The sequence below is a fragment of the Robiginitalea rubriflava genome (assembly GCF_052540725.1).
Genome location: NZ_CP199309.1, coordinates 2,245,422 through 2,259,341, shown reverse-complemented (window position 1 = coordinate 2,259,341; position 13,920 = coordinate 2,245,422). Strand labels below are relative to the sequence as shown.

The following is a 13,920-nucleotide window of genomic DNA, read 5'->3' as shown; positions in this document are numbered from 1 at the left end:
AATCAGGATTTTAGGGCAGGTTGGCTATTCTCTTCCAGGTGGATCATAGCGAAGACCGCATAATTGATGATGTCCTGATAATTGGCATCCACCCCCTCGCTAACTTCCGTTTTTCCCTGATTGTCTTCTATTTGTTTTACACGCAGCAGTTTCTGCAGAATCAGATCGGTAAGCGAACTAACCCGCATATCCCGCCAGGCTTCCCCGTAATCGTGATTCTTTGCCTCCATCAGGGCTTTGGTCCGGTCAATGTGTATATCGAAAAGTGCCAGGGCTGCCTCGGTATCCAGATCTGGGGTTTCCACTACCCCTTTTTCAAGCTGAATAAGGGCCATTACAGAATAATTGATGATACCGATAAATTCGGCCTCCTGCCCTTCGGCCACCTTTTGAACCTGCTTTTCCTGCAGGCTGCGGATCCGCTGGGCCTTGATAAAGATCTGGTCTGTCAGGGAGGGCAGTCTCAGAATACGCCATGCGGCTCCGTAATCCTTCATTTTCCGTCCAAAAAGGTTACGGCACCTGGCAATTACCTGATCATAAGCTTTTGAAGTTTCCTTCATAGGTTGCTTTAATTTATGTACTTTTCCTGCGACTTTTAACAGGGCTTAAAAGTACTTTTTTTCTCGGAGCAATCCGACTAAACCTTCCAAAGGTATTGATTTATGACGATTTGTTGTAAGGGCAGGCTTATAGACCTCAGCATCCCCAAAATAATGGGTATTCTGAACTGCACCCCTGATTCCTTTTACGATGGCGGGCAGTACAACATACCCGAACAAGCCTTCAGGCAGGCTGAGACCATGCTGGAGGAGGGGGCAGACTTTATAGACATAGGCGGCTACAGTTCCCGGCCGGGAGCTCTGGATATTTCGGAATCCGAGGAGGCAGACCGGGTGCTCCCTGTAATCGAAAAGCTGTTACTGGCCCACCCGGAGGCACTTATTTCCATAGATACTTTTCGTTCTCAGGTTGCCCGGCAGGCCCTCGAGGCCGGGGCAGCCATGGTAAATGACATCAGCGGGGGCCTCAGGGATGCCGGGATGTTACCTTTAATAGCTGACAAGAACGTACCCTGTATCCTGATGCACATGAGGGGAACTCCCCAAAATATGGCGCGGCAGACGGAGTACGATAATTTGCTGATCGATCTGCGCTATTATTTTTCAGAACGCCTGTCCGAAGCCCGGGCCCTCGGGATTACCGATTGTATTATCGATCCTGGTTTTGGTTTTGCCAAAACCAGGGAGCAGAATTTTGTCCTGCTTAGGGAACTAAGGACCTTGGAAATCCTGGAGGTCCCAATCCTGGCCGGGATCAGCCGGAAATCCATGATTTACAAAACCCTTGATATAACTGCCCGGCAAGCCCTTAACGGCAGCACTGCCCTGCACATGATCGCACTGCAGAACGGCGCCAATATTTTGCGGGTCCACGACGTAAAAGAAGCGGTTCAGTGCGTCCGGCTGCATCAGCAACTTCAAGCAGAGTAAATGGAAGCTGGTTCTGTTAATTTTTCTACTTTTACAAAAAGCTGCGCAGATTGGACTTCTTAAATTTTCTGGATTTCAGGGTAACGGATTTTATAGACATCCTGCTGGTAGCTGTGTTATTATTTTACTTCTACCGCCTGGTGCGAGGTACCGTTGCCATCAATATTTTTATCGGGATTGTGATCATCTGGGCGTTCTGGAAACTCACCGAGCTTCTGGATATGCAAATGACCAGCAGCATGGTGGGCGGTTTTATGCAGGTAGGCTTAATTGCGCTGATCATTGTCTTTCAGCAGGAAATCCGAAAATTCCTCCTGGTCATCGGCTCCACGAACTTTGCGAATAAAAAACGTTTTATCAAACACTTTAAATTCCTAAAACAGGAGGGATTGGGCACCCTGCTGGATGTGGATGCAGTAATGAGTGCCTGTGAGCGGATGGGAAAAACCGGCACAGGGGCCATCCTGGTCATTGAAAGGGATACCTCCCTGGATTTTATCCGCTCTTCGGGCGACCCCATGGAGATTGAGATAAATCAGCCCATAATCGAAAGTATTTTTTACAAAAACAGCCCCCTGCACGACGGAGCGGCCATCATCAAAGGGAATTACATAGTAGCTACCCGGGTGATACTCCCGGTATCGCGGGAGCGTTCCATCCCGCAGCGATTCGGGCTGCGGCACCGTGCGGCAGTGGGTATCACAGAGCGCTCGGATGCACTGGCACTGGTGGTAAGCGAGGAAACCGGGCTGATTTCCTATATCAAAAACGGGGAGTTTGTACTCTATAAGGATATGGACGAACTCGGCAAAATGATCCGAAAAGACCTGAATTAAGATGCAGTGTAAGAATTGTAAAACCACCCTGAGAACTGATTTTTCCTTTTGCCCCGGCTGCGGTGGAAAAATTGTGCTGAAACGGATTACCTTCAAGGGACTGGCCTCCGATTTTTACGACCATTACTTCAACCTGGACAATACCTTTTTACAGACTTTTAGAGATCTTTTTGTAAAACCAGGTGCGGTGCTGCAAGCTTATATTGAAGGGGTCCGTCGCCGGTATGTAAACCCCATGAATTACCTGGCAATTGCGCTGGCCCTTTCCGGAATCCTGCTATTTGTAATGAAGTGGCAGATTGACAAAATCGATATGGAATTATTTGGTTTTGGAATGGGCACGGATGCCACTCGCAAAATCATGGACGTAACTATAGAGTACAATGCCCTGATTTTTCTTCTATACATACCAATTATTGCTCTGGCTGGATATCTTGTTTTAAATAAGAATGATTATAACCTGCCCGAATACACCACAGCGGCTACTTATGTGTTGGCCCATTACAGTATTTTCAGTTTTCCAATAAGCTTGGTTCTCTTAGTCTTCGCCCCTGAAGGCTATATGGGATACTCCCTTATTGGTCTCCTAATGATTTTAGGTTATACTTTATACGCCCTTGGGCGCTTTAATGGAGGAAAACTGAGAAGGCAGATTTTTCGGATGTCTATCTTTATTATCCTCTTTTTAATAGGCTATTTTGGAATCTCTCTTCTGCTTAACCTGATCTTTTTCCTGACCGGGATATTGGAATTAAAGGATTTCGTGCCCAATAAGGGCGTTTAGGCAACCTCTTCCGCCATAAACTGGGCCTCGTACAGCTTGCTGTAATAGCCGTTTTTGGCCAGCAGAGATTTATGGGTACCTGTTTCAACGATTTCACCTGCCTCCATTACCAGTATTTTGTCTGCCTTCTTGACGGTTGCCAGGCGGTGGGCGATGATGATGGAAGTGCGCCCCTCGGTTACTTTTTCACTGGCTCGTTGTATAAGTTGTTCGGAATAGGTATCCACTGAAGAGGTGGCCTCATCCAGTACAAGGATACTGGGGTTACGCATATAGGCCCTTAAAAAGGCAATAAGCTGCCGCTGACCGCTGGAAAGCATACTTCCCCTTTCCTTTACATTGTACTCGTATCCCCCTGGCAGGCTGGAGATAAATTCGTGAACGCCTATCTGCCGGGCCGCTTCTTCAATGTCTTCCCGGGCTATATTGGGGTCGCGCAGCGAAATATTATTGGCAATGGTGTCTGCAAACAAAAAGACGTCCTGCAATACCACGGCAATGTTATTCCGCAGGGAAGCCAGTTTGTAGGATTTAGAATCATGCCCATCCAAAAAGATGCTGCCCGAATGGATTTCGTAAAACCGGTTCAGCAGGTTAATAATCGTAGATTTTCCGGCCCCTGTAGCCCCAACGATAGCCACTTTTTCCCCGGGCTTGGCCTCAAAAGAAATCCCGTGTAAGACTTCCTCATCTTCTACATACCCAAAACGCACATCTTTAAAAGAGATGGCGCCTTCCATGTGCTCCACTTCTATAGTCCCGGTATCTTCTATACGGCTGTCGGTATCCAGGATTTTAAATACCCTGCTGGCAGCCACCATTCCCATCTGCAGGGTATTGAATTTATCTGCAATTTGCCGCAGTGGCCTGAAGAGCATTTCTATAAAAAGGATAAAGGCAAAAATAGTTCCCGCTATATCCTGATCGATGTTGGCGATATTCTGCAGGCCTCCGTACCAAACTACCAGCCCGATGGCTATGGAGGTCACTATTTCAGCAACCGGGAAAAAGAAGGAATTGTACCAGACTGTCTTTAACCAGGCATTCTGGTGCTTTTCATTGATCTTCCTGAATTTTTCAGATTCTATGGCCTCCCGGGTAAACAATTGTACGATTTTCATCCCCGTTAATCGTTCCTGAACAAAGGAGTTCAGGTTGGAAACCTGGGCGCGCACTTCCGTAAAAGCCACTTTCATCGCTTTCTGGAACAACCGGGTGGCATAGAGGATAACCGGAAGGATTGCAAAGACTATAAGCGCGAGTTTCCAGTTGAGGATCAGCATGATCAGGGACGCTGCCAGCATCTTGAGCAAATCAGCCACAATGGTAAAAAAACCTTGTGAAAAAATTTCCCCTATCCGTTGCAGGTCGGCCACTGAACGGGTAACCAGCACCCCTATGGATGACTTGTTGAAATACTGCATCCGAAAACCGATCATCTTTTTAAAAAGGTTGATCCGCATGTCCTTGATAACCGATTCCCCCAGCCAGTTGGCATAGTAGGTAAAGAGCAATTGGCAAACTACCTGCCCCACTAAAACGGCCAGCATCAGCAGCGAAAGGTTGAAGAGCAACTCCCTGTCCTTGCCCGCAATGGCATCATCTATGATATCCCGCAGAATAAGAGGGGACCAAACCGAAAAACCTGTCAGCAGGATCGCCGCCAGGGCCGTTCCGTAAAAGGTAAGCATATAGGGCTTGGTGTAGGCCAGCACCCGCCTGAACAAAAAGAGGTCAAAAGCTTTTCCTGTTTCTTTATCCATTGCTTTGATATATCCGGTCCGGATAAACGATTTCCGTCAAATATAGCCCTTTTGCAGGTACAGAAACCCCCGCACGAGACCGATCCCTGCTTTTTATAATAGTCTTAACATCTGCCACCGTCAGACGGCCTTTCCCTACCTCCACCAGGGTGCCGACAATGGCCCGAACCATATTGCGAAGGAAGCGATCTGCTGTAATATGGAAGATCCACAGCTCCCCGGAGGCTACCCATTCGGCACGGCTAATCTCACAGTTATAGGTCTTAACATCCGAGTGCGCCTTGGAAAAGGCTTTAAAATCCTTAAATGCAATCATACTGGCTGCAGCCCGGTTCATGGCATCGAAATCCAAAGGGAGGTTTACATGCCAGGCCGATTCCTGTGCAAACGGGTTTTTTTCCTGTACCAGGTGGTATTCATACGATCGGCTGAGCGCATCAAAACGGGCATGGGCTTCATCGGATACAGGTACAATGCTTTTTACCGCAATATCAGCGGGAAGGAAGGCATTCAGCCGGGCTATAAAGTCTTCGGGCGGCGGTCCCTCCAGGTCAAAATGCGCCAGCATTTTCCGGGCATGCACCCCGGCATCTGTACGCCCGGCCGCTGTAAGGGCTACAGGGGCACCCAGCAGGGTACTGCTGCGCTCTTCAAGCACTTGTTGTACGCTCAGGGCATTGGGCTGCCGCTGCCAGCCATGGTAGTTGGCCCCGTTATAGGAAAATTCCATAAAATACCGCATAGGTCTGTGGGTATGGGAGTGCAAAGATAATGAATCAGACCTCCTTTGGCCTTCCTTTTTCATGGAAGCGGGTATTTGCTGAACTGATTGGTTTTTACAGTGGGAACGGGTAAGTTGTAGTCAGGGGGCGGGGGCTTCCCCGGGGCCCGAAAATTATGTGCCCCTTAAGTTGTACTTAAGCCCTGCTTATCTCTTTCGCCTTCCGGGCTGTTCAGACCTTCCCCCTTTTCCCGAGTTCGATTACTTCCAGGTCTTTGATATCACTGCCGTCAACCGCAAAACGCAACATGGTGCGAATTTGGTGGAACCCGGAAACACCACAGGCCCCAGGGTTCATGTGTAAGAGATTAAAGCGTTTGTCATATTGCACTTTCAGGATATGTGAATGTCCGCATATAAAAAGCTTTGGTGCATTTATATTCAGTTCCTCCCGAACCCTTTTCTGATAGCGCCCCGGATACCCTCCAATATGCGTAATCCAGACAGCCACATCCTCGCAACTGAAGCGGTTATCCAAAGGAAATTCCCGTCTTATTTTGTCATTGTCTATATTCCCATAGACCCCCCTGAGCGTTTTTAATTGCTGCAGGGCATCGGTAACTTCAAGGGAACCGATATCCCCGGCATGCCAAATTTCATCGGCCTCCCCGGCATAGGTAAGTATCCGCTCATCTATGTGGCCATGGGTATCGGACAATAATAATATCCTGGTCATTTGCTTGGCTAAGGGGCAAATATAAAAAGGGTGCCTGAACTATATGAGCCTCAGGAATTAAAAATTAAGTTTCAATCGATGGTTTTTTAGTAACTTCCTGCAAGAATAGCTTCACCTCAGGTGAGCCACCACAATTTTCATTCCCGATGAATTACTGGCAAACATCCGTTGGATTTAAATTTAGGACCGCTCCATGCGCATGAATCCAAACCTGAATAAACTCAAGGATGTAATATCCGCTTCCAGGTCTATTTCCCCTGAAAAAAAGGAGGAATTGCTAGGACAATTGAGGGAAACTGAAAACCTGCTCGCAGAAAATGAAAACAAACTGCTTTCCCAACAGCGGGAACTGGAAATAGAAGCAGCTCAAGAACGCGTGCGGGCCCGGTCCATGGCCATGCAGTCTTCGGATGAAATAAGCGATGTGCTCAGCCTGCTTTTCCAGCAATTTGATCTTTTGGGTATAAAACCCCTCACCGTATGGCTGACCCTCTGGAACCCCGATAAAAATACCTTCACCTACCAGTCTACAGGGACTTCAGGGCATCGGATTCAGGCTCAGCAGGAAGTAGCTATAGCGGGGATGCAAATCTGGCAGGAGTTATATGAAAAATGGAAGCGGGGGGACTCTGAGGATGTAGAAATACTCTTTTATTCACAGGAGGACGCCCGTCAGCTGTTCAGCCTTATGCAGGAGACCTTTTCTGCCATGCCCGAGGAAGAACGTCTGACAGCCGAGCATTTCCCGGAAGGAGGCTACAGCGTGCAGGGGCACTGCAAATTCGGGTATATCGGGTATACCCACACACTTAAACCCACAGAGGAAGAAATTGAAATACTCACTCGTTTTGCCACTGAATTTGGCAGGGTATACCAGCGTTTTTTAGATATCCAGAAGGCGGAAGCCCAGGCCCGGGAAGCCCAAATCGAAGCTTCGTTGGAAAGGGTCCGGGCTGCCTCCATGGCCATGCATAGAACAGCGGATATCGCATCAGTGGTACAGGTGCTCTTTGAAGAGTTAAAGCAGCTGAATATCCCTTTCGAGCAGGCCTGGATAAACATTTTCCATTTGGAGGAGGGTTATTTAGATGTCTGGTTCTCGCCATTAGACGGTATTTACGAGGAACCCACCCATTTTAAGATGCCCACCGCCCCATTTGAAGAAACTGCCATTAAATCCTGGAAATCGGGCGCTACTTTCTCCTATACGTCGCTTAAAACAATGACGGAAGTGGATCAATTTATGGAGGCTTGCGATCAGATAACCGATTCAAATTACTTTACCAAATCCCAGAAAAAGCTCAAGAATAATCGACTGGAATTCCTCGAGGCGCGTCACAACTATGGTTTCCTTAGCAAAACTACGGTAGAAGAACCTACAGAAGAGGATAAAGCCATCATGCAACGATTTGCAAAAGTCTTTGAACAGACTTATACGCGTTTTCTGGACATCCAAAAAGCAGAGCAGCAGGCCCGGGAAGCACGAATTGAAGCATGCCTTGAAAAAGTAAGGTCCCAGTCCCTGGCCATGCACAGCACCAGTGAAATGCAGCTGGTGGCCAATGCGATTTACGAACAGCTAAGTGCGCTGGGGCTTGAAATGGATGCTGTTGGGATGAGCGGGGCCATTGAAGCAAAGCAGGATTACGATGTATGGGTAGGCGGGGCACCAATGGGTCAGGCCCTGCGCATTCCCTATAACGAAGAAACCAAAGTACAGCGCGATTACAATAAGATGCTCAGAGACCGGCCGGAATTGTTCGCAAGAACCTATTCGGGGCAGGTCAAAAAGGAATACATAGATCGCTTGCTCACCCATGGGGAATTTCCGAAAGCGCTCAAAAAAAAGATGGTGTCTTCAGACGCATTCACCACCCTGATCGCCCCTAAAAAAAATTCCGGGATACAGATAGTGCGCTATAATGACCAACCATATACCGAACAGGATGCAGAGATCCTGAAACGGTTCGCCGGGGTTTTTGAGCAAGCCTATATCCGCTTTATGGACCTGCAGAAGGCCGAAACACAGGCCCGCGAATCTCAAATTGAAGCTGCTTTGGAACGGGTTCGGGCACGAACCATGGCGATGCACAATAGTAGTGAACTGGGCGAAGTGGCGGCCGTTTTGTTCGAACAGATCAGCCAGCTGATATATACACCGGAGCGATTTAACATCGCAATTGGCGACCCGGAAAAGAAGCAATTTGAAATATGGGTTACCGATCAGAAAGGCCACGAGGTAAACAAGCAATTTAACTTTCATGTAGACCAGTCACCGGTGGTAAAGGAAGTTTACGAAGCCTGGGGAAAAAAGCCATATATCGTTCAGCATTTGCACGGAAAGAAGCTGGAGCAATGGATAAGCTACATGCATCGGGAAGTTGGAATCCCATTTGATAAAACGCAATTAAAAGAACACCGATATATCAATTCAGTATTCTTTGCGCAAGGCTGTATCGGGATCACCACCAATGAGCCCCCTGCGCAGGAATCCCTTGAAATAATTGAACGCTTTGCCAATGTGTTTGAACAAACCTATACCCGATTTCTGGACCTTCAGAAGGCTGAGATTCAGGCAAGGGAGGCCGAAATCCAGCTGGCTTTGGAACGCGTCCGTGCTAAGGCCATGGCCATGCAGGGAACAGAAGAATTGGGGGATGTACTGTGTGTGCTGTTTGAACAATTTGATTTTCTGGGAATCAACCCCGCACTAACCCACCTGACCCTCTTTGACGAAGAAAACGAAACCTTCAGCCTGCGGATCACAACCAGCCCCGGCAATAAGGTCCTGGCCGAACAGATCATCGATATTGAAGCGGTGGAAAGCTGGAAGGCCTCCTTTGAAAACTGGAAAAAAGGAGGTGACCACACCATAGATTGCATCGAATATCCACCCGAAATACTCCCGGCTGTCTGGGAGATCATGGATGTAGTAATGACTGCGCTTCCGGAAGGGCATAAAATATATCCGTCCGATTTCCCCGATGGCCTGTTTACCACACAGGGACATTGTCGCTTTGGATATATTGGCATGAACCATACACGTCCTGCCACCGAAGAGGAAAAGGTTATTGTGGGCCGTTTTGCCAGTGAATTTGGCGTAGTTTACCAGCGTTTCCTGGATTTACAAAACGCTGAAGAACGGGCCCGGGAGGCGCAGATTGAAGCAGCCCTGGAACGGGTACGCGCCCAGACCATGGCCATGCATAAAAGTTCTGAATTAGTGGATGTGGCCGATGTGTTATTCAAGCAACTTCGGGGCCTGGGTGGCACTTTGACGGAACACTTATGGGGGTGTGGGGTTGTAATCTGCAAACCTAATTCAACAGATGACGAGGTTTGGTTTGCCAATGAGCACGGAGTAGTGCCTCCGGTATCCATGCCTCATACAGAAGATCCAGCTCATAGAAAGCTGTACGAGGGCTGGCAAAAGGGGTTGGAGCAGTTCGCCACCTTTGCCGGGGGAACCGAACTGGAAACCCACTACAAGTACTGGTTATCCCTTCCAAAAACGCGTCCGATCTTCGAATCCATGCTAGAGGCCCACCACTCATTCCCAAAATGGCAAAAGTGGCATGCAGCTTACTTTTCCCAAGGTTATCTGCTAATCATTACTACTGAGGAGTATGAGGACGAAAAACTATTTACACGCTTTGCCAGGGTATTTAACCAGGCTTACACCCGCTTTCACGATCTTCAAAAAGCCGAAAAACAAGCACGGGAAGCCCAGATCGAAGCGGCCCTGGAACGGGTACGGGCCCGATCTATGGCCATGCACCACAGTAGTCAGTTATATGAAGTGATTACCAAACTCTGCGAGCAACTTGGGGAATTGGGCATCCATATGGATGCTGCCATGATTAATGAGGTAAAGGAAAATACAAAAGACTGGTATATCTGGCTGGCAATCTCCTCAAACAGTCCGGAAGTTTACCAGAAGACCGAAAAGGTTTATGTACCCTATCTCCGCAGTGCTGCCTTTGACAGAATACGTAGTGCCAGAAAGAAGAATTTAAGGGTGTTCTCAGATCAGCTTACAAAAGCACAGAAGGACCTGCTTTTTAACCATTATTTCAATAAATCGAATCATTTGGATGTGCCCAAAGCCCGGCAAGATTTTATTTATGACAGCCCGGGGATATCCAGGACCACTATTCTCAATCAAAATTCCTTTATACAGTTTTTCCGATACAGTAAGAAAGCATTCACTGACCAAGAGAATGAAATCCTGATGCGGTTCGGAAAGGTCTTTGAACAATCCTATACGCGCTTTTTGGATATCAAACGCGCCGAAGCCCAGGCCAGAGAGGCTCAGATTGAATCATCCCTTGAAAAGGTAAGGGGACGTTCACTGGCCATGCACAACAGTTCCGAATTGCAGGAGGTGATCAAAACCGTTTACGATCAATTCCTCAATCTGCAACTGGATATTAGCGGAGGGGCCTTCATTACAGTAAACGAAGACATTGATAGGGAGCTCCTGTGTTGGGGCGCCGGCGGTGCTGCCCATTATATTGAAAGAGTACACATTCCTTTTTTAGATATGCCCATTTACACGGAAATACTAAAAGGAATAAAGAAAGGGCCTGGTTTTTTCACGGAATCTTTTACCCAAAAAGAGAAAAAGGCTTTTTTTGAGGAGCTTTTCAAAAACCCTCCCTATAATAAAACACCAACCCCCCAAAAAAATGAAATCCTGGGCAGACCCGGCGGATACACCCGTTCCTGTGCCGTCTTCAAACACACCAGCATCTTTATCATCAATCACCACGGAAAGCCATTCTCAGACCAGGACAACGATGTTTTAAGGCGTATGGGCAGGGTTTTTGAACAGGCCTATACCAGATTCCTGGATTTGGAGAGAGCTGAGCAACAAGCAAGGGAATCCCAGATTGAAGCGGCCCTGGAGCGTATTCGGGCCAAGACCATGGCCATGCACAACACCGATGACATTGCCAATACGGTTATCACCTTTTTTGAAGAGCTGCTGGGGCTGGGATTAGACAAATCCATGCGGGCAGGCATCGGCATCCTGAGCCAGTCTGATCTCATGGAAGTCTGGACGGCATCCATCCCGGAGACTTCCAAAACCATTCTGCACAAGGGCTCGCTGGATATGACAACGCATCCCTTGCTGGTGGGAGCGAAACGTGCCTGGGATCAGGCAGATCCTTTTTTCACCTATAAACTTGAGGGAGAAGACCTAAAAGATTATTTCCGCAACCTCACTGAGGCACCCGACTATCCTGCGGAATTCGATCTGGACAAGCTTCCAAAAATCGTGAATCACCGTAGTATTCCTTTCGCAGACGGGTTTTTATTCACCTTTACGGAATCTCCTCTGCCAGACGAAATCATCCGTATCCTGGAACGCTTTGCAACCGTCTTCGGGCAAACCTACACCCGTTACCTGGATTTACAAAAAGCAGAGGAACGCGCCGGGGAGGCCCTTAAACAGGCCTCTATTGAACGGATTCGGGGGGAGATCTCCAGCATGCGTTCGGCAGCAGACTTAAAACGCATAACCCCTCTTGTCTGGAACGAACTAACCACCCTGGGCGTGCCGTTTTTCCGTTGCGGGGTCTTTATCGTCAATGAAAAAGAAAAAAAAATCCTTTCATTCCTTTCGAACCCCGAAGGCGAATCCCTGGCTGCCTGGCAAATCGGGTTCGGAGTTATTCCTGTGTTTGACGAAATGGTGAAAAGCTGGCAGATGCAGGAGGTATTCCGCACTGTATGGGACCGGCAGGGCTTCCTGGATTTTTCACGACAGCTTATTGAGCACGGGTTGGTCGATGACCAGGAACGCTACCAGTCTGGCAAAAATGCCCCCGAAAACCTGGTGCTCCACATGCTGCCTTTTAACCAGGGGATGCTCTATGTAGGCAGTCAGGTTCATCTGGATACCGATCAAATTGAGCTGGTCCAATCCCTTGCCAATGCATTTTCGGTAGCCTATGCGCGCTACGATGATTTCAGGCAACTGGAAAAAACCCTGGCCGACCTGAAAGCTACTCAAAACCAGCTGGTACAGTCTGAAAAAATGGCCAGCCTGGGGGAACTCACAGCAGGTATTGCCCATGAGATCAAAAACCCCCTGAATTTCGTCAATAATTTTTCGGAGGTAAGCAAAGAACTGCTGGAAGAGTTACAGGAAGAACTGGCCCGTGGCGATATGGAGGAGGTAAAGGCCATTACCGCAGACCTCATCCAGAACCTGGAAAAAATAGTACACCACGGGCAGCGGGCAGATGGTATCGTAAGGGGGATGCTACAACACAGTCGCAGCGGGGACGGTAAAAAAGAACCCACTGACATCAACGTCCTGGCAGATGAATACGTACGCCTGGCCTATCACGGTCTAAGGGCCAAAGACAAATCCTTTAATGCCACCATTGAGACGGCCTTCGAGGAGGGTATCAAAAAGGTGGAACTGATTCCTCAGGATATCGGGAGGGTACTGTTAAACCTGCTGACCAATGCCTTTTACGCAGTAAACGAAAAGCAACACCATTTGAAAGATTCCGCCAAAAGCAGCTTTAAGCCCACTGTAAGTGTTAAAACCCAAAGCAACGGGGAACACATCCTTATTTCAATACGTGATAATGGAAACGGTATCCCTGAAGAAGCAAGGGAAAAAATCTTCCAGCCCTTTTTTACCACCAAGCCCACAGGGCAGGGAACCGGGTTGGGCCTCAGTATGAGTTTTGACATTGTCACCAAGGGTCATGGCGGAAACCTCTATTTTAATTCAATTGCAGGAGAAGGAACAGAGTTTATAATGGAAATACCAATAACGGCCAACTAGAAAAAAACATGAGAAACCCAGAGTTTCATACCATTTATTGTTGTTTTGGTTTCTTGCTGACGGTTTTTTGCGTTGCGCAACTCAGCGGACAAAATCTGGGGGTCAACTTCAAATTGATTACACGAGTTGATGAGGTAAAACTGGGCAAGATAAATGCCATCACACAGGATTCATACGGCTATTTATGGTTTTCAGACCAAACCAACCGCAGCCTGCTCCGGTACGATGGAAGTACCATTGAGGAGTTCGCCTTTGATCCCGGTAAACCAGATGGCATCGGGGGGTATTATCCCAAATGCCTGGCAAGCGAACAGAACGGGGTGATATGGATCGGGTATAATGACAGCGGGCTGGATTGTTTCGATCCGAAAACCCAGACGTTTACCCATTATGTTAATGATCCGAATGATCCAGCAAGCCTGATTGATAATACGGTCAGCGTCGTAATGGTAGACAGGGACGGTCTTGTATGGGTGGGGACCAATAAGAGTGTAGACCGATTGTACCCCAAAACCGGAAAGTTTACCCACTTCCAGCCGTTTTTTACCACCATGCCCACAGGGCAGGGTACCGGACCCGGGCTTTCGCTGAGTTATGATATGGTAACCAAAGGACATGGGGGGGATTTAAAGGCAGAAAAAGTCCGGGGATGGGGGACAGCCATGATCGTTTTACTTCCTATTCAGAAAATGAGATGATCATGAAAAAAAAGAACCGCTATATTCTGTATTTATTTCTCCTAATCATTTTTAACATCCGATCACAGGATCTGAAAATTA

Annotated in this window: 9 protein-coding genes; 5 read left to right on the top strand and 4 right to left on the bottom strand. The window is 47.9% G+C overall.

Going from position 1 to position 13,920, the window contains the following annotated elements:
* Nucleotides 1-2: 2 nt before the first annotated feature.
* The gene (locus tag ACT6NU_RS10185; RefSeq protein ID WP_445381565.1) at nucleotides 3-563 is read right to left on the bottom strand and encodes a DUF1599 domain-containing protein; all 561 of its coding nucleotides are present in this window, start codon (nucleotides 561-563) and stop codon (nucleotides 3-5) included.
* 102 nt (nucleotides 564-665) lie between these two features.
* Here ACT6NU_RS10185 and folP point away from each other — a divergent pair, with 102 nt between their 5' ends.
* The 3 genes from folP (at nucleotide 666) to ACT6NU_RS10170 (ending at nucleotide 3,113) form a co-directional block, all read left to right on the top strand.
* Nucleotides 666-1,493 carry a dihydropteroate synthase gene (folP, locus tag ACT6NU_RS10180; RefSeq protein WP_445381564.1) on the top strand — a complete coding sequence of 276 codons (828 nt, stop codon included), beginning with the start codon at nucleotides 666-668 and terminating at the stop codon, nucleotides 1,491-1,493.
* Nucleotides 1,494-1,543: 50 nt separating this feature from the next.
* The gene (locus tag ACT6NU_RS10175; RefSeq protein ID WP_445381563.1) at nucleotides 1,544-2,329 is read left to right on the top strand and encodes a diadenylate cyclase; all 786 of its coding nucleotides are present in this window, start codon (nucleotides 1,544-1,546) and stop codon (nucleotides 2,327-2,329) included.
* Nucleotides 2,330-2,402: 73 nt separating this feature from the next.
* A complete protein-coding gene (locus tag ACT6NU_RS10170; RefSeq protein ID WP_445381562.1) occupies nucleotides 2,403-3,113 on the top strand; it encodes a DUF3667 domain-containing protein in 711 nt (236 codons plus the stop codon).
* Here ACT6NU_RS10170 and ACT6NU_RS10165 read toward each other — a convergent pair.
* From ACT6NU_RS10165 to ACT6NU_RS10155, 3 genes are all read right to left on the bottom strand, one after another.
* The gene (locus ACT6NU_RS10165; protein ID WP_445381561.1) at nucleotides 3,110-4,876 is read right to left on the bottom strand and encodes an ABC transporter ATP-binding protein; all 1,767 of its coding nucleotides are present in this window, start codon (nucleotides 4,874-4,876) and stop codon (nucleotides 3,110-3,112) included. The genes ACT6NU_RS10170 and ACT6NU_RS10165 overlap by 4 nt on opposite strands.
* On the bottom strand, nucleotides 4,869-5,681 hold the full coding sequence (truA, locus tag ACT6NU_RS10160; RefSeq protein ID WP_445381560.1) for a tRNA pseudouridine(38-40) synthase TruA: 813 nt from the start codon (nucleotides 5,679-5,681) through the stop codon (nucleotides 4,869-4,871). Before truA ends, ACT6NU_RS10165 begins: the two co-directional genes overlap by 8 nt.
* 148 nt (nucleotides 5,682-5,829) lie before the next feature.
* On the bottom strand, nucleotides 5,830-6,333 hold the full coding sequence (locus ACT6NU_RS10155; RefSeq protein WP_445381559.1) for a metallophosphoesterase family protein: 504 nt from the start codon (nucleotides 6,331-6,333) through the stop codon (nucleotides 5,830-5,832).
* Between the two features lie 193 nt (nucleotides 6,334-6,526).
* On the opposite strand from ACT6NU_RS10155, the gene ACT6NU_RS10150 reads away from it, so the two are divergent.
* Both ACT6NU_RS10150 and ACT6NU_RS10145 read left to right on the top strand, forming a co-directional pair.
* Entirely contained in the window at nucleotides 6,527-13,141 is a 6,615-nt protein-coding gene (locus ACT6NU_RS10150) for a sensor histidine kinase (RefSeq protein ID WP_445381558.1), read from the top strand.
* Between the two features lie 8 nt (nucleotides 13,142-13,149).
* Nucleotides 13,150-13,839 (top strand): two-component regulator propeller domain-containing protein, encoded by a 690-nt coding sequence (locus tag ACT6NU_RS10145; RefSeq protein ID WP_445381557.1) that lies wholly within the window; start codon nucleotides 13,150-13,152, stop codon nucleotides 13,837-13,839.
* Nucleotides 13,840-13,920 lie beyond the last annotated feature (81 nt).

Coding starts and splice junctions, on each gene's coding strand:
- ACT6NU_RS10185 (WP_445381565.1), bottom strand. CDS start 563: ATGAAGGAAACTTCAAAAGCTTATGATCAGGTAATTGCCAGGTGCCGT.
- folP (WP_445381564.1), top strand. CDS start 666: ATGACGATTTGTTGTAAGGGCAGGCTTATAGACCTCAGCATCCCCAAA.
- ACT6NU_RS10165 (WP_445381561.1), bottom strand. CDS start 4,876: ATGGATAAAGAAACAGGAAAAGCTTTTGACCTCTTTTTGTTCAGGCGG.
- truA (WP_445381560.1), bottom strand. CDS start 5,681: ATGAAAAAGGAAGGCCAAAGGAGGTCTGATTCATTATCTTTGCACTCC.
- ACT6NU_RS10155 (WP_445381559.1), bottom strand. CDS start 6,333: ATGACCAGGATATTATTATTGTCCGATACCCATGGCCACATAGATGAG.
- ACT6NU_RS10150 (WP_445381558.1), top strand. CDS start 6,527: ATGCGCATGAATCCAAACCTGAATAAACTCAAGGATGTAATATCCGCT.
- ACT6NU_RS10145 (WP_445381557.1), top strand. CDS start 13,150: ATGAGAAACCCAGAGTTTCATACCATTTATTGTTGTTTTGGTTTCTTG.